The organism is Pseudomonas protegens (assembly GCF_013407925.2).
GTDB classification, from domain to species: domain Bacteria; phylum Pseudomonadota; class Gammaproteobacteria; order Pseudomonadales; family Pseudomonadaceae; genus Aquipseudomonas; species Aquipseudomonas fluorescens_AP.
Genome location: NZ_CP060201.1, coordinates 1,897,378 through 1,915,447 on the forward strand (window position 1 = coordinate 1,897,378; position 18,070 = coordinate 1,915,447).

At 64.1% G+C, this 18,070-nt stretch carries 18 protein-coding genes; 8 read left to right on the forward strand and 10 right to left on the reverse strand.

The window, feature by feature from the left end; genetic code table 11:
- Window positions 1-106: 106 nt before the first annotated feature.
- The 3 genes from dapE to GGI48_RS08985 all read left to right on the forward strand — a co-directional run bounded on the left by dapE (window position 107) and on the right by GGI48_RS08985 (window position 2,532).
- Window positions 107-1,258 (forward strand): succinyl-diaminopimelate desuccinylase, encoded by a 1,152-nt coding sequence (dapE, locus tag GGI48_RS08975; protein WP_016962570.1) that lies wholly within the window; start codon window positions 107-109, stop codon window positions 1,256-1,258.
- Window positions 1,258-2,067 (forward strand): putative RNA methyltransferase, encoded by an 810-nt coding sequence (locus GGI48_RS08980; RefSeq protein ID WP_016962569.1) that lies wholly within the window; start codon window positions 1,258-1,260, stop codon window positions 2,065-2,067. Before dapE ends, GGI48_RS08980 begins: the two co-directional genes overlap by 1 nt.
- Before the next feature lie 87 nt (window positions 2,068-2,154).
- Window positions 2,155-2,532, forward strand: coding sequence for a hypothetical protein (locus GGI48_RS08985; protein ID WP_179597913.1), 378 nt, complete (start codon window positions 2,155-2,157; stop codon window positions 2,530-2,532).
- Between the two features lie 103 nt (window positions 2,533-2,635).
- Here the strand turns inward: GGI48_RS08985 and GGI48_RS08990 are convergent, their stop codons facing one another.
- Window positions 2,636-2,845 (reverse strand): cold-shock protein, encoded by a 210-nt coding sequence (locus GGI48_RS08990; protein ID WP_011059510.1) that lies wholly within the window; start codon window positions 2,843-2,845, stop codon window positions 2,636-2,638.
- Between the two features lie 259 nt (window positions 2,846-3,104).
- Between GGI48_RS08990 and plsB the strand changes: the two genes are divergently transcribed.
- The 3 genes from plsB to GGI48_RS09005 are packed head-to-tail and all read left to right on the forward strand — an operon-like array spanning window position 3,105 to window position 6,773.
- Window positions 3,105-5,609 (forward strand): glycerol-3-phosphate 1-O-acyltransferase PlsB, encoded by a 2,505-nt coding sequence (gene plsB / locus GGI48_RS08995; RefSeq protein WP_103741050.1) that lies wholly within the window; start codon window positions 3,105-3,107, stop codon window positions 5,607-5,609.
- Between the two features lie 51 nt (window positions 5,610-5,660).
- Window positions 5,661-6,059, forward strand: coding sequence for a YbaY family lipoprotein (locus GGI48_RS09000; RefSeq protein WP_016967743.1), 399 nt, complete (start codon window positions 5,661-5,663; stop codon window positions 6,057-6,059).
- A gap of 24 nt (window positions 6,060-6,083) precedes the next feature.
- The gene (locus GGI48_RS09005) at window positions 6,084-6,773 is read left to right on the forward strand and encodes a DUF4197 domain-containing protein (RefSeq protein ID WP_016967744.1); all 690 of its coding nucleotides are present in this window, start codon (window positions 6,084-6,086) and stop codon (window positions 6,771-6,773) included.
- A gap of 214 nt (window positions 6,774-6,987) precedes the next feature.
- Here the strand turns inward: GGI48_RS09005 and GGI48_RS09010 are convergent, their stop codons facing one another.
- Together GGI48_RS09010 and GGI48_RS09015 are read right to left on the reverse strand one after the other, a co-directional pair.
- Entirely contained in the window at window positions 6,988-10,044 is a 3,057-nt protein-coding gene (locus GGI48_RS09010) for an efflux RND transporter permease subunit (protein ID WP_047302026.1), read from the reverse strand.
- 5 nt (window positions 10,045-10,049) lie between these two features.
- Window positions 10,050-11,138 carry an efflux RND transporter periplasmic adaptor subunit gene (locus tag GGI48_RS09015; RefSeq protein WP_047302025.1) on the reverse strand — a complete coding sequence of 363 codons (1,089 nt, stop codon included), beginning with the start codon at window positions 11,136-11,138 and terminating at the stop codon, window positions 10,050-10,052.
- Window positions 11,139-11,231: 93 nt separating this feature from the next.
- Between GGI48_RS09015 and GGI48_RS09020 the strand changes: the two genes are divergently transcribed.
- A complete protein-coding gene (locus GGI48_RS09020; RefSeq protein ID WP_016967747.1) occupies window positions 11,232-11,867 on the forward strand; it encodes a TetR/AcrR family transcriptional regulator in 636 nt (211 codons plus the stop codon).
- A gap of 127 nt (window positions 11,868-11,994) precedes the next feature.
- Here GGI48_RS09020 and GGI48_RS09025 read toward each other — a convergent pair whose 3' ends face one another.
- Window positions 11,995-12,777, reverse strand: a complete 783-nt coding sequence (locus GGI48_RS09025) for a class I SAM-dependent methyltransferase (protein WP_016967748.1) — start codon at window positions 12,775-12,777, stop codon at window positions 11,995-11,997.
- Between the two features lie 94 nt (window positions 12,778-12,871).
- On the opposite strand from GGI48_RS09025, the gene GGI48_RS09030 reads away from it, so the two are divergent.
- Window positions 12,872-13,489, forward strand: a complete 618-nt coding sequence (locus GGI48_RS09030; protein WP_042942077.1) for a hypothetical protein — start codon at window positions 12,872-12,874, stop codon at window positions 13,487-13,489.
- Between the two features lie 8 nt (window positions 13,490-13,497).
- Here the strand turns inward: GGI48_RS09030 and GGI48_RS09035 are convergent, their stop codons facing one another.
- From GGI48_RS09035 to adk, 6 genes are all read right to left on the reverse strand, one after another.
- On the reverse strand, window positions 13,498-14,196 hold the full coding sequence (locus GGI48_RS09035; protein WP_047302023.1) for an extensin family protein: 699 nt from the start codon (window positions 14,194-14,196) through the stop codon (window positions 13,498-13,500).
- Window positions 14,197-14,209: 13 nt separating this feature from the next.
- Complete coding sequence (locus GGI48_RS09040; RefSeq protein WP_047302021.1) at window positions 14,210-15,040, reverse strand: oxaloacetate decarboxylase; 831 nt, start codon at window positions 15,038-15,040, stop codon at window positions 14,210-14,212.
- Window positions 15,041-15,073: 33 nt separating this feature from the next.
- Window positions 15,074-15,934 (reverse strand): DUF72 domain-containing protein, encoded by an 861-nt coding sequence (locus tag GGI48_RS09045; protein WP_047302186.1) that lies wholly within the window; start codon window positions 15,932-15,934, stop codon window positions 15,074-15,076.
- Window positions 15,931-16,233 carry a hypothetical protein gene (locus GGI48_RS09050; protein ID WP_179597915.1) on the reverse strand — a complete coding sequence of 101 codons (303 nt, stop codon included), beginning with the start codon at window positions 16,231-16,233 and terminating at the stop codon, window positions 15,931-15,933. Before GGI48_RS09050 ends, GGI48_RS09045 begins: the two co-directional genes overlap by 4 nt.
- 186 nt (window positions 16,234-16,419) lie before the next feature.
- Window positions 16,420-17,094, reverse strand: a complete 675-nt coding sequence (gene tsaB, locus GGI48_RS09055; protein WP_179597917.1) for a tRNA (adenosine(37)-N6)-threonylcarbamoyltransferase complex dimerization subunit type 1 TsaB — start codon at window positions 17,092-17,094, stop codon at window positions 16,420-16,422.
- 90 nt (window positions 17,095-17,184) lie between these two features.
- Window positions 17,185-17,832, reverse strand: coding sequence for an adenylate kinase (gene adk / locus GGI48_RS09060; protein ID WP_016967755.1), 648 nt, complete (start codon window positions 17,830-17,832; stop codon window positions 17,185-17,187).
- Window positions 17,833-18,070: the final 238 nt, after the last annotated feature.

Here is an 18,070-nt window from a genome sequence, read left to right on the forward strand (position 1 = left end):
CGCCAGCACCTGATGCTCTGCGCCGCTCTTGAGTCCATCGCGAGCACGCTCGCTCCTACAACAAGAAAAGAGCCGCGCCTGATCTTGCCTTGCACCGGAGTTCCCCATGACGGCCCACGCCGAGCTTTCGCCGACCCTGCAACTTGCCTGTGATCTGATCCGTCGCCCCTCGGTGACGCCGGTCGACGCCGATTGCCAGAAGCTGATGATGCAGCGCCTGGGCGATGCCGGCTTCAAGCTGGAACCGATGCGCATCGAGGACGTGGACAACTTCTGGGCCACCCATGGCCAGCATGAAGGCCCGGTGCTGTGCTTTGCCGGGCACACCGACGTGGTGCCCACCGGCCCGGTCCAGGCCTGGCAGAACGACCCGTTCGAAGCCCTGATCGATGAACACGGCATGCTCTGCGGCCGTGGCGCGGCGGACATGAAAGGCAGCCTGGCGGCCATGCTGGTGGCCGCCGAGCGCTTTGTCGCCGACTACCCGGACCACAAGGGCTCGGTGGCCTTCCTCATCACCAGCGACGAAGAAGGTCCGGCGCACCACGGCACCAAGGCCGTGGTGGAACGCCTGGCGGCGCGCAAGGAGCGCCTGGACTGGTGCATCGTCGGCGAGCCTTCGAGCACCAGCCTGGTGGGCGACGTGGTCAAGAACGGCCGCCGCGGCTCCCTCGGCGCCAAGCTGACGGTGCGCGGGGTACAGGGCCACGTGGCCTACCCGCACCTGGCGAAGAACCCGATCCACCTGGCGGCGCCGGCCCTGGCGGAACTGGCGGCCGAGCACTGGGACGACGGCAATGCCTTCTTCCCGCCCACCAGCTTCCAGATCTCCAACCTCAATTCCGGCACCGGCGCCACCAACGTGATCCCCGGTGATCTGGTGGCGGTGTTCAACTTCCGCTTCTCCACCGAATCCACCGTGGAAGGCCTGCAACAACGGGTGGCGGCGATCCTCGACAAGCACGGCCTGGACTGGCACGTGGACTGGGCCCTGTCCGGGCTGCCGTTCCTCACCGAACCCGGCGCCCTGCTGGACGCGGTTTCGGCCAGCATCAAGCAGGTCACCGGCCGCGAAACCAAGGCGTCCACCAGCGGCGGTACGTCCGACGGGCGTTTCATCGCCACCCTGGGCACCCAGGTGGTGGAACTGGGCCCGGTCAACGCCACGATCCACCAGGTCAACGAGCGGATCCTGGCCAGCGATCTGGATGTGCTGACCGAGATCTACTACCAGACGCTCGTCAAGTTGCTTGCCTGATGCTGGCCTGTCCTCTTTGCAGCGCCCCGCTGAATGCCGTGGACAACGGCGTGGTCTGCCCGGCCGGGCATCGCTTCGACCGCGCACGCCAGGGCTACCTGAACCTGCTGCCGGTGCAGCACAAGAACAGCCGTGACCCGGGCGACAACCAGGCCATGGTCGAGGCCCGCCGCGACTTTCTCAACGCCGGGCACTACGCCCCGGTGGCCCGGCGCCTGGCCGAGCTGGCGGCCGAACGCGCGCCCCAGCGCTGGGTCGACATCGGCTGTGGCGAGGGTTACTACACCGCGCAACTGGCCGAGGCCCTGCCCGGTGCCGACGGCTACGCCCTGGATATTTCCCGGGAAGCGGTGAAACGCGCCTGCCGCCGGGCGCCGCAACTGACCTGGATGGTCGCCAGCATGGCGCGCATCCCCCTGGCCGATGCCAGCTGCCAGTTCCTCGCCAGCGTCTTCAGCCCCCTGGACTGGCTGGAGGCCAAGCGCCTGTTGAGCCCCGGCGGCGGCCTGATGAAGGTCGGCCCGACCAGCGGCCACCTGATGGAGTTGCGCGAGCGCCTGTACGACGAAGTGCGCGAGTACACCGACGACAAGCACCTGGCCCTGGTGCCTGAGGGCATGACCCAGGCCCACAGCGAAACCCTCGAGTTCAAGCTGCGCCTGGAGCGCCCGGAAGATCGCGCCAACCTGCTGGCCATGACCCCTCACGGCTGGCGCGCCAGCGCCGAACGCCGGGCCGCGGTGATCGAGCAAACCGAGCCTTTCGAGGTCAGCGTGTCGATGCGCTACGATTACTTCGTGCTGCAATAACCCCCACTAGAACCCACGACTTCGGGCATCGGCCCGGGGTCGAAGAAATCCGCGAATGGATTTTTCAGACCGGCAATGAGGACATCCATGCGCCAGCCCGATATCGAGATTTACCTGAAAGACGCCGACGTCGACTACAAGGCCATCGCCGCCTGGCTCGGCGCCGTGCTCGGCCCTTGCAGCGACTGGGTACAGAAGGGCCAGACCTACAAATGCACCGCAGGCTCGGTACCCGTGACCTGGCTGCCCAAAGCGGTGGGCAAGTGGAACAGCCTGTACCTGGAAAGCGACCAGACCCCGTGGGATGACGACATCGCCTGCGCCCGCGCCGCCTTTACCGCCTTGAACGTGGAAGTGCGCTGCGCACCGGGCAGCTGGGTCGAGGAAGAGGGTGAAGAGTCCGCCGATCGCTGGATTCGCATCAGCGCCGACGGTGAAGAAGAGATTACCTGGCGCACCGCCTGAACAGCGCATACCCGTAGGAGCCGGCTTGCCGGCGAAGAGGCCCCTGAGCATTGCATCGCCAGCGCCCCCCCTTTCGCTGGCAAGCCAGCTCCTACAAGGTTGGTTACAGGCCGACGACGTCTTCGGCCTGCAGACCTTTCTGGCCTTCAACCACGGCGTACTCCACCTGCTGGCCTTCGGTCAGGGAGCGGTGGCCTTCGCCACGGATCGCTCGGTAGTGGACAAACACGTCCGCCCCACCTTCCCGCTGAATAAAGCCGTAGCCCTTGGCGTCGTTGAACCACTTCACATTGCCGGTCTCACGAGTAGTCATGAATCCATACCTCATTTTTTTATTATTGGCCGGATGCACTGCCACCCAGCCTTGAGAACTTTCCCTCGACCTGCCTCTCTATGACAGGAGGCAACACGGCCGCTGGAGAGTCGGCCGAGTATATGACAGGCGTAAAAACTCTCAACTCAATCTTGTTTCGGCGCTTTTTTGCCGATTTTCGACGAATCCGGCACACTACCGGCCCCGAGCAGGTGCTCGGTTTTGTGTTCATCCACATATTCACTCACGCAGAAGCCGTATGACCCGCTCCCCGATCCGCCGTCTCGTGTTTGGCACCTTGCGCCGCCTGCTGTACCTCTGGGTGCGCTCGGAAACCATCAACCAGTCGTCCTTCACCCTCGACCTCGACCGCAGCCGGCCGGTGTTCTACGTCCTGCAAAACCCGTCCCTGACTGATCTGGCCGTGGTCGATACTGAATGCACCAAGGCCGGGCTGCCACGCCCGGTACTGCCGGTGTCGGTGGGCAATCTGCTGGAGCCCGCGGCCTTCTTCTACCTGACCCCGGAGCCCGACTGGCTCGGCCGGCAGGACAAGCGCGGGGCGCCACCGACCCTGACCCGGCTGGTCAGCGCCCTGACCCAGAACGCCGCCGAAGATGCGCAGATCATTCCGGTCAGCGTGTTCTGGGGCCAGTCTCCGGACAGCGAGTCCAGCCCGTGGAAACTGCTGTTCGCCGACAGCTGGGCGGTCACCGGGCGCCTGCGCCGGCTGCTGAGCATCATGATCCTGGGGCGCAAGACCCGGGTGCAGTTCTCCGCGCCGATCAACCTGCGCGAACTGATCGAACACAACAAGGGCCACGAGCGCACCGTGCGCATGGCCCAGCGCATCCTGCGGGTGCACTTTCGCAACCTCAAGGCGGCGGTCATCGGCCCGGACATTTCCCACCGGCGCAACCTGGTCAAGGGCCTGCTCAACCAGCCCCTGGTGAAACAGGCGATTCTGGATGAGGCCGAGCGCGAGAAGATCTCCCCGGAAAAGGCCAAGGCCCAGGCCCTGCGCTACGGCAACGAGATCGCCTCGGACTACACCTACACCGCGATCCGCTTCCTGGAAGTGGTGCTCAGCTGGTTCTGGAACAAGATCTACGACGGGATCAAGGTCAACCACCTCGAAGGCGTGCAGAAGATCGCCCAGGGGCACGAAGTGATCTACGTGCCCTGCCACCGCAGCCATATCGACTACCTGTTGCTCTCCTACCTGCTGTTCCGCAACGGCCTGACCCCGCCGCACATCGCCGCCGGGATCAATCTCAACATGCCGGTGATCGGTGGCCTGCTGCGCCGCGGCGGGGCCTTTTTCATGCGCCGCACCTTCAAGGGCAACCCGCTGTACACCTCGGTGTTCAACGAATACCTGCACACCCTGTTCACCAAGGGTTTCCCGGTGGAGTACTTCGTCGAAGGCGGTCGCTCGCGCACCGGACGCATGCTGCAACCCAAGACCGGGATGCTGGCCATCACCCTGCGCAGCTTCCTGCGCAATTCGCGCATGCCGATCGTTTTCGTGCCGGTGTACATCGGCTACGAGCGAGTGCTGGAAGGCCGTACCTACCTGGGCGAACTGCGCGGCGCGAGCAAGAAGAAGGAGTCGATCTTCGACATCTTCAAGGTCATCGGCGCCCTCAAACAGCGCTTCGGCCAGGTGGCGGTGAACTTCGGCGAGCCGATCAAGCTGGCGCAATTCCTCGACCAGGAGCAGCCGGACTGGCGCACTCAGGAGCTGGGCCCGCAGTACCGCCCGGCCTGGCTCAACGAAACCACCAACCGCCTGGGCGAACGGGTGGCCCAGCACCTCAACGAAGCCGCGGCGATCAACCCGGTGAATCTGGTGGCCCTGGCCCTGCTCTCCACCAGCCGCCTGGCCCTGGACGAACGCGCCATGGCCCGGGTCCTGGACCTGTACCTGGCACTGTTGCGCCGCGTGCCCTACTCGCCCCACACCACATTGCCGGAAGGCGATGGCCGGGCGCTGATCCAGCACGTCAAGGACATGGACCTGCTGGCCGAGCAAAGCGACGCTCTGGGCAAGATCCTCTACCTGGACGAGCAGAACGCCGTCCTGATGACCTACTACCGCAACAACGTGCTGCACATCTTCGCCCTGCCGGCGCTGCTGGCGAGCTTCTTCCAGAGTTCGTCGCGCATGAGCCGCGAACAGATCCTGCGCTACACCCGGGCGCTGTATCCCTACCTGCAGGCGGAGCTGTTCATTCGCTGGTCGCTGGAAGAGCTGGATGCGGTGGTGGACCAGTGGCTGGAGGCCTTTGTCGAACAGGGCCTGCTGCGCTTCGAGAAAGACCTGTACCTGCGTCCGGCCCCCAGCTCGCGGCATTTTGTCCTGCTGACCCTGCTGTCCAAGAGCATCGCCCAGACCCTGCAGCGCTTCTACATGGCCATCTCCCTGCTGCTCAACAGCGGCCAGAACAGCATCAGCGCCGAAGAGCTGGAAGACCTGTGCACGGTCATGGCCCAGCGCCTGTCGATCCTGCATGGCCTCAATGCCCCGGAGTTCTTCGACAAGAGCCTGTTCCGCCACTTCATCCAGACCCTGCTGGACCAGGGCGTGTTGCGCCGCGACGACGCCGGCAAGCTGAGCTACCACCCTCTGCTGGGGGAACTGGCCGAAGGCGCGGCCAAGCGCGTGCTGCCGGCGGAGATTCGCCTGTCGATCCGTCAGGTCGCCCTGCACCGCAGCGAAGATGCCGCCGAGCAGCTCGCGGCGCCGGTGCAAAGCGACTAGATTCTTATCGGCGCCGCAGGATCTGCGGCGCCCCCGATACGGAGATCCCCAATGAAACAACTCATCCTGCTGGCGGCCACCGCGCTGCTCGGCGCCTGCCAAGCCATGCAGCCTGCGGCCAAGGCCAGCCTCGATGGTGAAGTCTTCTACCTGCAGCGCATCGCCCTGCCACCGGCCGCCACCCTGAGCGTGAGCCTGCAGGACGTATCCCTGGCGGACGCGCCGGCGCAAGTCCTGGCCGAGCAGAGCGGTCCGATCAAGGGCCAGGTGCCGCTGCCGTTCCACCTCAGCTACGACCCGGCCCAGGTCAAGCCCGGCCACCGCTACGCGGTCAGCGCGCGGATCGAGCTGGACGGCAAGCTGATGTTCATCACTACCGAACACAACGGAGTCAATCTCGACGGCAAGGATCCCCAGCCGCTGAGACTCCGTGTCGACGCTGTACGTTAACTCTCATTGTCCAAGGAAGCCGCCATGCTCCGTACTTCGCTCCGCTTCACCAGCCTGTGCGCTGGTCTGTTGATCTCCGCCAGCGCCCTGGCCCTGTCCCTCAGCGACCTGTCCCAGGGTGACGCCAGCGGCGGCCTCAAGGACGCCCTGACCCAGGGCGCGCAGATCGCCGTGAAACAGCTGGGGACCCCTGGCGGTTTCAGCAACAACCCCGATGTGCGCATCGAACTGCCGGGCAACCTGGGCAAAGTGGCGAAGAAGATGAAGCAGTTCGGCATGGGTGATCAGGTCGATCAGCTGGAAACCAGCATGAACAAGGCCGCCGAGGCGGCAGTGCCACAAGCCCAGGCGCTGCTGGTGGATGCGGTGAAGAAAATGACCGTGGCGGACGCCAAGGGCATTCTCGCCGGTGGCAAGGACTCTGCCACCCAGTACCTGGACAAGAGCAGCCGCGAGCAGATCCGCGCCAAGTTCCTGCCGATCGTCAAGCAGGCCACCGACCAGGTGGGCCTGGCCAAGCAGTACAACTCCTTCGCAGGCCAGGCCGCGACCCTGGGTGTACTGGATGCCAAGAGCGCCAACATCGAAAGCTACGTGACCGAGCAAGCCCTCAATGGCCTGTTCGAAATGATCGGCAAGCAGGAAGAAGCCATTCGCCAGAACCCGGCGGCCGCGGCCACCAGCCTGGCCAAGAAAGTCTTCGGCACCCTGTAAAGACCTTCCCCTCAGCGGTAGGAGCCAGCTGGCTGGCGAAGGCGTCTGTAGGCAGACGCCGGCCTCAAGGGCCTGTTCGCCGGCAAGCCGGCTCCTACGCCAGGTGCAATGTGCGCCCCTTGATCACACCCGCACCGCAAAAGCTGGCTTGCCAGCGAAGGCGTCGCCAGAACAGGCGTCCGCCTCAGGGGCCTGTTCGCCGGCAAACCGGCCCCTAGGATTTCTTGACGCGGAACCAGGCCGCGTAAAGGGCCGGCAGGAACAGCAGGGTCAATGCCGTCGCCACGATCAGCCCGCCCATGATGGCCACCGCCATCGGCCCGAAGAACACGCTGCGTGACAGCGGAATCATCGCCAGCACCGCCGCCAGGGCCGTCAGCACGATAGGCCGGAAACGCCGCACCGTGGCTTCGATGATCGCGTCCCAGGGCTGCTGCCCGGCCTTGATGTCCTGCTCGATCTGATCCACCAGGATCACCGAGTTGCGCATGATCATCCCCGACAGGGCAATGGTCCCGAGCATCGCCACGAAGCCGAACGGCTGGCGGAACACCAGCAGAAACAGGGTGACCCCGATCAGCCCCAGGGGCGCGGTGAGAAACACCATGGCCGTGCGCGAGAAACTGCGCAGCTGGATCATCAGCAAGGTCAGCACCACCACGATGAACAGCGGCACGCCAGCCTTCACCGAGTTCTGGCCACGGGTCGAGTCCTCGACGGTGCCGCCCACCTCCAGCAGGTAGCCATCCGGCAGTTCGGCGCGGACCGGCTCCAGGGTCGGCAGAATCTGCTGCACCAGGGTCGCCGGCTGCTCCTTGCCGTAGATATCGGCTCGCACCGTGACGTTGGGCAGGCGGTTGCGGTGCCAGATCACCCCTTCCTCAAAGCCGTATTCCAGGGTCGCCACCTGTGACAGCGACACGCTCTTGCCGTTGTCGGTGGGCACCGCCAGGCTCGGCAGCAATGCCAGCTCGGTGCGTTCCTGCCGGGTGCCCCGCAGGAGGATCTCGATCAGCTCGTTGTCCTCGCGGTACTGGCTGACGGTGGAGCCGATCAGCGAGCTCTGCAGGAACTTCGACAGGTTGGCAGTGCTGACGCCCAGAGCCCGGGCCCGGTCCTGATCGACGTTCAGGTAAACCACCTTGCTCGGCTCCTCCCAGTCCAGGTGCACGTTGACCACATGGGGGTTCTCCCGCACCTTGGCCGCCACCTTGCGGGCCAGGGCGCGAACTTCCTCGATGTGCTCGCCGGTGACCCGGAACTGCACCGGGTAACCCACGGGCGGGCCGTTTTCCAGCCGCGTGACCCGCGAGCGCAGGGCCGGGAACTGTTCATTGAGGGTCGAGATCAGCCAGCCCCGCAGGCTTTCGCGCTCCTCGATGGACTTGGCCAGCACCACGAACTGGGCAAAGCTGGTGGCCGGCAGTTGCTGATCCAGCGGCAGGTAGAAACGCGGCGAACCGGTGCCCACATAGGCCACGTAGTTATCGATGCCCGGGTGATCCTTGAGCATCGCCTCCAGGCGCTTGACCTCGTCGGCGGTATTGCTCAGGGACGCGCCCTCCGCCAGCTTCAGGTCGACCATCAGCTCCAGGCGTCCCGAGGCCGGGAAGAACTGCTGCGGAACGAAGCGGAACAGCATGACCGAGCCGACAAACGCCAGGAGGGTCAGGACGATCACGGTCTTGCGCCGCTCCACGCACCAGCCCACCACCCGGCGCACGCGCTGGTAGAAAGGCGTGCCGTGGGGATTGGACTCGGCGCCGTGCTTGGCGGCATGGAGCTTGGCCAGATCCGGAAGGAGCTTCTCCCCCAGGTAGGGAACGAACACCACGGCGGCGATCCACGACGCCACCAGGGCAATGGTCACCACCTGAAAGATCGAGCGGGTGTACTCGCCAGTGCCGGACTGGGCCGTGGCAATCGGCAAGAAGCCTGCAGCGGTGATCAGGGTGCCGGTGAGCATGGGGAAAGCGGTGCTGGTCCAGGCAAAGCTGGCGGCCTTGATCCGGTCAAAGCCCTGTTCCATCTTGATCGCCATCATCTCCACCGCGATGATCGCGTCGTCCACCAACAGCCCCAGGGCCAGCACCAGCGCGCCGAGGGAAATCTTGTGCAGGCCGATCCCCAGGTAGTACATGGTGGCGAACGTCATCGCCAGTACCAGGGGAATCGCCAGGGCCACCACCATCCCGGTGCGCACGCCCAGCGAGAAGAAGCTCACCAGCAGGACGATGATCAGCGCCTCGGCCAGCACCCGCACGAACTCGCCGACCCCGGTCTTCACCGCCGCCGGCTGGTCGGACACCTTGCGCAGCTCCATCCCTGCCGGCAGGCTGTTCTGCAGGCGCGAGAACTCGCCTTCCAGGGCCTTGCCCAGCACCAGGATGTCGCCGCCCTCCTTCATCGCCACCGCCAGGCCGATGGCGTCCTCGCCCATGAAGCGCATGCGTGGGGCCGGCGGATCATTGAAGCCCCGGCGCACATCCGCCACATCACCGATGCGGAAGGTGCGGTCAGCGATGCGGATCGGGAAATTGCGAATCTGCTCCACCGTCTGGAAATTGCCCGATACCCGCAATTGCACCCGCTCGCTGGGGGTCTCGAAGAACCCGGCGGTGGAGACGGCGTTCTGTTCCTCCAGCGCCTGCTGCACCGCGGCCAGCGGCAGACCCAGGGTCGCCAGCTTAACGTTGGACAGTTCGATCCAGATTTTCTCGTCCTGCAGGCCCAGCAGGTCGACCTTGCCCACGTCCTTGACCCGCTGCAGCTGGATCTGGATGCGGTCGGCGTAATCCTTGAGCACGGCGTAGTCGAAGCCCTTGCCCGTCAGCGCATAGATATTGCCGAAGGTGGTGCCGAACTCATCGTTGAAGAACGGCCCCTGGATGCCCGACGGCAAGGTATGGCGGATGTCGCTGATCTTCTTGCGGACCTGGTACCAGAGATCGGGAATCTCGTTGGAATGCATCGAGTCCCGGGCAATGAAGGTCACCTGGGATTCCCCGGGGCGGGAGAAGGACACGATGCGATCGTATTCACCGGTTTCCATCAGTTTCTTTTCAATGCGCTCAGTGACCTGGCGCGACACTTCCTGGGCCGTGGCCCCCGGCCAGTTGGTGCGGATCACCATGGCCTTGAAGGTGAAAGGCGGGTCTTCGCTCTGGCCCAGCTTGGTGTAGGACAAGGCGCCGACAATGGCTAGCAATAGCATCAGGAACAGGACGATCTGGCGATTGCGCAACGCCCAGGCGGAAAGGTTGAAACCCATCGGGACTACTCCTTGGCCGCCAGGTTGACCACACGATTGGAGCGATCCACCGGGCGTACCTGCAAGCCCTCATGGAGCACATGCACCCCGGCGGCCACCACCCAATCACTGGCACTCAAGCCTTCGAGCACCGGCACGCTCTTCTCGCCGAAGGCACCGACCCGCACCGGCGTCTTGTGCAGGGTGTTGTTGGCGTCGACACGCCAGACGTAGGTCGCGCCACCTTCGGCAGACAGGGCCGACAACGGCACCGACAGCGACTGCGCATCGGTGTGCTGGATAAACACCCGGGCACTCTGGCCCAGCTCCGCCGGAACCTTGCCGGCCATGAAAGCGATGCGTGCGGCAAAGGTTCGGGACTTGGGATCGGCCGCTGGCGACAGCTCGCGGATGCGACCGTCGAAACGCTGGCCCGGCTGGGTCCAGAGCTCCACCGACACCGGCTGGCCAATCTTGAAGCGAGCGTAGTTCTGCTCGGGGAAGCTGATCAGCACTTCACGCTCACCGTCCGTGGCCAGGGTGAATACCGTCTGCCCCGCCGCCACCACTTGCCCGACTTCCACGGCGCGCTTGGCCACCACGCCATCCTGGGGGGCCCGCAGCACGGCATAACCGGCCTGGTTGTTGGCCACGTCGAACTCGGCCTTGATCTGCTTCAGCCGCGCTTCACCGGCGCGGTAGAGGTTTTCGGCATTGTCGTACTGGGAACGGCTGACCATCTGCCGCTCCAGCAGGGTCTTGTAGCGATCGCGCTCGGCACGCACCAGGTTGAGGTTGGCGGTGGCCGCCGTGACCTGGGCCCGGGTGGCTTCAAGCTGCAGGCGCACGTCCTGAGGATCGAGCTCGGCCAGGGGCTGATTGGCCTTGACCCGCTCGCCCTCCTCGACCAGTCGTCGACTGACCTTGCCGCCAATGCGGAATGCCAGCTCGGGTTCGTAACGGGCACGCACCTCGCCGGGATAACTGTCCGCAGCCTGTGCCGAAGGCTCTGGCTGGACCACCATGGCCGGCCGGATCCCCATTTGAACGGGCTCTTCGTGCCCACAAGCAGACAGAAAAAAAGCCAGGCTGACTGGCAAGGCATAGCGGAACATGGCGGCGACCCTTCGCTAATGGTGCTTTGAATAATTATACTGGCCGGTATGTTATTAATAGCAAACTCACCAGTCCAGTATTAACAGCGAAAAATGTCCGACAATCTCTCCGCAAACGTTGGGCCAGGCAGGCCCAAGGATCTGGCCAAGCGCCAGGCCATCCTCGAAGCAGCGAAAAACCTGTTTCTGAGCAATGGCTACGCCAGTACCAGCATGGATGCGGTCGCCGCCGAAGCCGGCGTTTCAAAGCTCACGGTGTATAGCCACTTCAATGACAAGGAGACCCTGTTCACCGCCGCGGTGGTGGCCAAGTGCGAAGAACAGCTGCCGACGCTGATCTACGAACTGACGCCCGACACGTCGGTGGAAGGCGTCCTGCTGAACATCGCCCGAGGCTTTCACCAACTGATCAACAGCGACGAGTCGGTGAACCTGCATCGCCTGATCATGGCCCTGGGCAACCAGGATCCCAAGCTCTCGCAGATGTTCATCGAGGCCGGCCCGGAGCGCGTGTTGCAAGGCATGGAACGGCTGCTGAGGCGAATCAATGAGTTGGGCACCTTGCACATCGACAAGCCGCGCAATGCCGCCGAACACTTCTTCTGCATGCTCAAGGGCGGGGCCAACTTCCGCCTGCTCTATGGCTGCGGCGAGCCGTTGAAGGGCGCCGCGGCGGAAGAGCACGTGCAGGAAGTGGTGGCGCTGTTCATCCGCGCCTACCGGCCATAAAAACCGGCATGTGCAGGAGCTGGCTGGCGTAGGAGCTGGCTTGCCAGCGAAGAGGCCCTGGATCGCCTTCGCCGGCAAGCCGGCGCCTACAACCAGGAGCCCTCCCCTGAAACTGCCTAGATCGGATTCAGGCCTTGAGGGCCTTCTTCGGATAGATGTCATAGCGGCTGGACTTGCCCTCCAGCCCGTGACTCGGCTTGGGTCCGTCAATGCAGGGTGCCTTGCGCGGACGCTTGACCACCACCCGATGGCTGGCCAGGGCCAGGGCTGCGGCCAGCAGCGCTGGCGCATCGTTGTCATCCCCCACCAGCGGGCGGAACAGGCGCATTTCCTTTTTCACCAAGGCGCTTTTTTCCCGATGAGGAAACATCGGATCGAGGTAGATCACCTGGGGCGGCTCGCCCTCCCAGTTGCGCATCAGCTCGATGGAGTTGCCCTTGAGCAACTGCATGCGAGCCACGATCGGCGCCACTTCGGCGTCCAGCGCGGCACGGGCCAGGCCGTCTTCCAGCAGCGCGCCAATCAACGGCTGGCGTTCGATCAGGCTCATCTCGCACCCAAGGGTGGCCAGGACAAAACCGTCCTTGCCCAACCCCGCCGTGGCATCCAGCACTCGAGGCCGCACGCCTTGCGCCACCCCCACCGCCTTGGCGATCATCTGTCCGCTGCCACCGCCATACAGGCGTCGATGGGCCGCGCCGCCTTCCACGAAGTCGACCCGTACCGGCCCCGGCGCATCGGCCCCCAGTTGCTGCAATTGCAGGCCCTGCTCACCGACCTGCAGGGCGAACTCCGGCTCGTCGATCTGCAAGGGCAGCCCCAGGCGCTCGGCCCATTGCCGCGCCAGGGGCTCGAAGCCAGCGCCCAGGGCCTCGACGTGGATGCGGCAGGCCGCGGGTTGCTCATTCATCTGAAACCACACTCAAAAAATTAATGATCGGCAAAAACTGCCGATAACAGAACTATCGGCCATTTTGCCAGAGCTCAAGCGTCGACCGAGAGCAATGTCAGACATTCAACGCACATCGATAGGTTATATCTCTCGCCACGGCGACTATGGCCTACGCAACTCCCAGGCACTGAGCGGCGTCAGCCATCTGTGGCAGGACTTCTTTGCCCAGGCCCTGGCCGAGCAACGGGGAGATGGCGCGAGCGTTGAAGGGCTGCCGGCAGTTGCCGTCGACGGCCCGGTAGAACCGGCGGGCGGCAGCGATGTGCTGACGCAGATCGTCAATCAGCGCCACTGCGACGTGCAGGAAACCGAAGTCCGCCCTCCCGAGCCGCTGTTCCTGCCGATTGCCGAATTCGAACTGGATCTGCTGGACAAACCCGCTGCGCCTTTCCCGCCGGAAGAAATCATCGCCCAGCAACGCCAGCAGGACTTCGAAAGTGGCTGGGTGCGGCCGCTCGTGCTCAATGCCGGCCAGCCAGTGCCCGCTCCCGGCCCGGCACCGGAGCCGCGCCCTCTGCACCTGCCAATTGCCGAATTCGAGCTGGATCTACTGGACAAGCCGGCCGAACCGTTCCCGCCGGAAGAACTCATCGAACAGCAACGGCAGATGGACTTCGACATCGGCTGGGCACGCCCGCTGATCCTGCAGAACCTGCGCATCGCCGCCTGAGCCGCGCTTTAGCGACACACCCACCAAGGCCCTACATCCAGATGGAAATGGTTGCGGTGCGCGCTGTTGTAGTCCGGCCCCAGCACCACATTGAACGCATCGCAGGCGCCGTCCCGGGCCAAGCGCAAAAAGCGCCCTTCGTTGCTGTCCCTGGGCCAGTCCCGCAGCACGCTGATACTGCGTCCATCGCTCAAACGAAAGCCGGCGATATCCAGGGCATTGGCGCTGGCATGCTGACTGCGCGCCGCCTTTTCGCGGCTATACATATTGCGGCAGGCAAAGCTGCCCAGGTGATCGACCCGCGCCACCGACTGCCCATACACCGCCTGCGCCGCCGGCTGCAGCCCATGACGCTCAAACAGGGCAAAAGCCACGGCCAGCGGGCAACTGGCGAGAAAGCTGCTGCTCAACGCAACTGCACCACCTTGCACCCGCAAGGTATTGCTCAGCGGACAGGCCACATCGCCACGACTGTCGGGTTGGCGGCTGGTGCGCAAACCGGAGCGCGCCAACACCTGATCGCACAGCTGCGGATCGTCCCGCAGCCGCGCCAGCTTGAAACGGGTCAGTAGATTGGGCTTGGCCTGCACATCCAATGGCGCCCAGGGGTTCCACGCATCAGCCACCGGCAACCAGCCCAGGCGGATGCCGATCAACAACAGGGCGCCCAGCAGCAACAGGGCGCCCAGCACTTTCAGCCTCCGCACACAAACTCCCTATTCATGGCTGCTTGAACAATTGATTGATCTGTTGGAACGGCATCGCCCGCTCGGCGAAATCGAAGCGACCGTGATCGCGAATGTCCTCAGCCGCGCGGTAGAACGCCCCATAGGCCGCGCGAGCCATGGCCGAACCGACGCTGATGCGCTTGACCCCCAGCTCCGCCAGTTGCGTCACGCTCAGGTTGAGGCCGCCGGCCATCAGCACGTTCACCGGCCGGGGGGCCACGGCCCGCACCACTTGCAGGATATCCTCGGCACTGCGCAACCCCGGTGCGTAGAGCACATCGGCCCCGGCTTCGGCAAAGGCCTGCAGCCGGCGGATGGTGTCAGGCAGATCGTCGCGACCGTGGAGCAGATTCTCTGCCCGAGCCGTCAGGGTGAAGGGAAATGGCAGGCTGCGGGCTGCGGCCACACAGGCCTCGATACGCTCCACGGCCAGATTGAAGTCATAAATGGGCTGGTCGGCACGTCCACTGGCATCCTCGATCGAACCGCCCACCACGCCACTGGCCGCCGCCAGCAACAAAGCCTGGGCACAGCCTTCAGGAGTGTCGGAAAAACCGTTTTCCAGGTCCACCGCCACCGGCAGGCTGCTGGCGCCGACAATCCCGCGGACGTTGTTCAAGGTATCTTCCAGGCTCACCGCGCCCTCGGCATCCGGACGCCCCAGAGAGAAGGCATAGCCCGCGCTGGTGGTGGCCAGCGCCTCGAAACCAAGGCCGGCCAGCATCCTCGCGGAACCGGCATCCCAGGGATTGGGAATGACAAAGGCACCGGCACGCTCGTGCAGGGCCTTGAAAGCGTTGGCTCGAAGGGATTGCGCGTCCATTTGCTCGCTCCTGAAGAAGGCCATGAAGGCGCCTCAGAGCAGGCCGAGCTGCTCCGCGGCGGGCTCTCTGTATAACTCAGGCAACGCGGGCAAGCCAGGCAAACGTTGCATCAGCCGAGCGTGAAAGCGCCGGGCCAGTTCAGCGGCCAAGCGGTTGTCGGAAGTGTGCAGGAACACATAGGGCGTGCGCCCTTCCTCGATCCAGGTGGCCACCTTGTCGATCCAGGGCAGCAGAAACGGATCATTGGCCTCCAGCTCCGGATGGCCGATGAAACGCACCTGGGGAAACTGCGTGAAAGCCGCCGGACGTGGCGGCACCCGGGGCTTTTTCGACTGCGCATGCAGCACCGCCGGAGCACTGGAGGTGCAACTGAACAAGGCCCGCGGATCCAGGCAGATACGCTCGACACCCCGCTCACGCAACAATCGGTTGAGCATGCGCTCGGCATCGCCCTTGGCAAAGAATTCCGGGTGCCGGACCTCCACCGCCAGTGGCCGCTGCAGGCCCTCGATAAAACCCGCCAGCTCCGCCAGTCGCTGAGGCGCGAAGCTGGCCGGCAGTTGCAACCACAGGGGCGATACCCGGTCACCCAGGGGGCTGAGCAATTGAATGAAGCTCTCGGCCGCGCTCAACTGCTGGCGCAGGTCACCGCCGTGACTGATGTCGCCGGGAAACTTGGCGGTGAAGCGAAAGTGCTCGGGCATGATCTCGGCCCAGCGCTGCACCGTCGTCGGCGCGGGGCGGGCATAGAAGGTGGTGTTGCCTTCGACGGCGTTGAAGACCTGCGAATACAGGCCGAGAAAATCATTCGCCCGGGCGTCTTGCGGATACAGGTACTCACGCCAGGCGTTTTCGCTCCAGGAAGGACAACCGAGGAAATAAGGCAGCATCAGATGTGCAGGTCGAGCCCTACCACTTCCAGATCCCAATCGACAAAGCCGGCGGTGGTCAAGTAGCTGGCCAGGGCATTGGCCACGCTCTTTTTCATCGCGCGCTGGAAGATCATGTCCTGTGGACGGGCGGGGAGATTACCGGTGCGGGGGGCAGAAGCCTGGGAACGGCTCTGGGGTTCGGACTGGACGTCGACGGCGTCGGCATCGGCATCATCCAGGGACTCATCTACCAGCACCGGGCCTTTGCGAGGCTTGCGCTTGATGGGGTAGGACTGCGAGGAGATGCCGTCTATGCGCATACTGAAAAGCCCGGGGTCAATGATGGCAATTTAGCGGCACCGCTGCGACTTAGCAAATGCCCGAGTGATAACTAGAACACAGAAAAGCCAAAAGGTTTAAAACCGGGCAAGAGCGATGCACAAAACCAGACGATTGGCGGCTGCCAGCAGCATAAATCTGAACAACCGCAACCACTTGGACAGCCCTCAACGGGCTTTGGGCGTGGCCACCTTATCCCGCAGATAGACCGGTTGTGCCTCATCGGCGACGATCGCCTCGCCCCGCTCCCAGGCAAATCTCGCCAAGGTCAGCAGGTCTTCGGCATGGGGCAGCATGCCCGCGTCCTGAGCGCTGAGCGGCACGGCAATGCGCTCGCCATACCCCCAGCCCGTGCCCGCGCCAAACCAGTCGCCAGCGGCGTCTTCCGGCAAGGCCGCGACTTCCGGCGGCAATACCGCCTCGGCCCCCACCAGACGCATCTCGCCGGCCGTTTCCCGATAGCAGCCCCAATAGACTTCATCCATGCGCGCATCGATGGCCGCGGCCACCTGGGTCGCACCGTGCTCACGCAACGCGCGCTGGGCCAGCACCGCCAGGTTGGACACCGGCAGCACCGGACGCTCCAGGGCGAAGGCCAGCCCCTGCACCACGCCAATGGCGATCCGCACGCCGGTGAAGGCGCCCGGGCCACGGCCAAAGGCGATGGCATCCACCGCCTGCAGGGTGGTACCGGCATTGGCCAGCAGTTCCTTGATCATCGGCAACAGCTTCTGCGCATGCAGGCGCGGGATCACCTCGTAATGACTCGTGACCTTGCCGTCATGCAGCAAAGCAACGGAGCAAGCTTCAGTCGCGGTGTCCAGGGCCAGCAAGGTGCTCATTCGGGGTTCCATCGGCATTGAAAAAAGTGACGCATTATAAACAGCAACGGCCCGCAAGCGGGCCGTTGAACGATCAAACGATCAGGCAATTCAGCTCAGGGCTTCAAGTACCTTGGCAGTGATCACTTCCACCGAGCCAACACCTGGGATGTGGCTGTACTTCGGCTTGCCCTGGGTCGAGGCCAGTTGCTGGTAGAACTCCACCAGCGGCTTGGTCTGGGAGTGGTAGACCGACAGACGATGACGCACGGTTTCTTCGGTGTCGTCCTTGCGCTGCACCAGGTCTTCACCGGTGATGTCGTCCTTGCCGGCAGTCTTCGGCGGGTTGTAGACGGTGTGGTACACGCGGCCCGAGGCCTCGTGTACACGGCGACCGGCGATACGCTGGACGATCTCTTCGTCGTCGACCGCGATTTCCACCACGTTATCCAGTTCCACACCGGCCTTGACCAGTGCTTCGGCCTGAGGAATGGTGCGCGGGAAACCGTCGAACAGGAAACCCTTGGCACAGTCAGGCTGGCTGATGCGCTCCTTGACCAGGTTGATGATCAGGTCGTCGGACACCAGGCCACCGCTGTCCATCACGCTCTTGGCCTTCAGGCCCAGCTCGGTGCCGGCCTTGACCGCGGCACGCAGCATGTCGCCGGTGGAGATCTGTGGAATGCCGAACTTTTCGGTGATGAACTTTGCCTGAGTACCTTTACCGGCCCCGGGAGCTCCCAGCAGAATTACGCGCATCGATGTGCTCCTCAATTTTTTATTTAGAAACGCTCGGATTCGCCTCGTGGGGCCAATCTCAAAAATAGGGTGATGACCGCCCAAACGGCCAAAGGCTGATCAAGATACACAGCCGACACAGCCCGCACAAGCAGTCGAAAGTCGGAGGAACCCGGCCTTTTTGTGCCACTTTGGCCGGGTAGAACAAGTCGCAACCCCATAACAAAGTGTCGCCAGATGAATCTGAGCGACACCTTGG

Bases quoted from the DNA above. Each gene is read 5' to 3' on its own strand.
- dapE (WP_016962570.1), top strand. From the start codon at position 107: ATGACGGCCCACGCCGAGCTTTCGCCGACCCTGCAACTTGCCTGTGAT.
- GGI48_RS08980 (WP_016962569.1), top strand. From the start codon at position 1,258: ATGCTGGCCTGTCCTCTTTGCAGCGCCCCGCTGAATGCCGTGGACAAC.
- GGI48_RS09040 (WP_047302021.1), bottom strand. From the start codon at position 15,040: ATGGACGCGCAATCCCTTCGAGCCAACGCTTTCAAGGCCCTGCACGAG.
- GGI48_RS08985 (WP_179597913.1), top strand. From the start codon at position 2,155: ATGCGCCAGCCCGATATCGAGATTTACCTGAAAGACGCCGACGTCGAC.
- GGI48_RS09050 (WP_179597915.1), bottom strand. From the start codon at position 16,233: ATGCGCATAGACGGCATCTCCTCGCAGTCCTACCCCATCAAGCGCAAG.
- GGI48_RS09000 (WP_016967743.1), top strand. From the start codon at position 5,661: ATGAAACAACTCATCCTGCTGGCGGCCACCGCGCTGCTCGGCGCCTGC.
- GGI48_RS09020 (WP_016967747.1), top strand. From the start codon at position 11,232: ATGTCCGACAATCTCTCCGCAAACGTTGGGCCAGGCAGGCCCAAGGAT.
- plsB (WP_103741050.1), top strand. From the start codon at position 3,105: ATGACCCGCTCCCCGATCCGCCGTCTCGTGTTTGGCACCTTGCGCCGC.
- GGI48_RS08990 (WP_011059510.1), bottom strand. From the start codon at position 2,845: ATGACTACTCGTGAGACCGGCAATGTGAAGTGGTTCAACGACGCCAAG.
- GGI48_RS09030 (WP_042942077.1), top strand. From the start codon at position 12,872: ATGTCAGACATTCAACGCACATCGATAGGTTATATCTCTCGCCACGGC.
- tsaB (WP_179597917.1), bottom strand. From the start codon at position 17,094: ATGAGCACCTTGCTGGCCCTGGACACCGCGACTGAAGCTTGCTCCGTT.
- GGI48_RS09025 (WP_016967748.1), bottom strand. From the start codon at position 12,777: ATGAATGAGCAACCCGCGGCCTGCCGCATCCACGTCGAGGCCCTGGGC.
- GGI48_RS09005 (WP_016967744.1), top strand. From the start codon at position 6,084: ATGCTCCGTACTTCGCTCCGCTTCACCAGCCTGTGCGCTGGTCTGTTG.
- adk (WP_016967755.1), bottom strand. From the start codon at position 17,832: ATGCGCGTAATTCTGCTGGGAGCTCCCGGGGCCGGTAAAGGTACTCAG.
- GGI48_RS09015 (WP_047302025.1), bottom strand. From the start codon at position 11,138: ATGTTCCGCTATGCCTTGCCAGTCAGCCTGGCTTTTTTTCTGTCTGCT.
- GGI48_RS09010 (WP_047302026.1), bottom strand. From the start codon at position 10,044: ATGGGTTTCAACCTTTCCGCCTGGGCGTTGCGCAATCGCCAGATCGTC.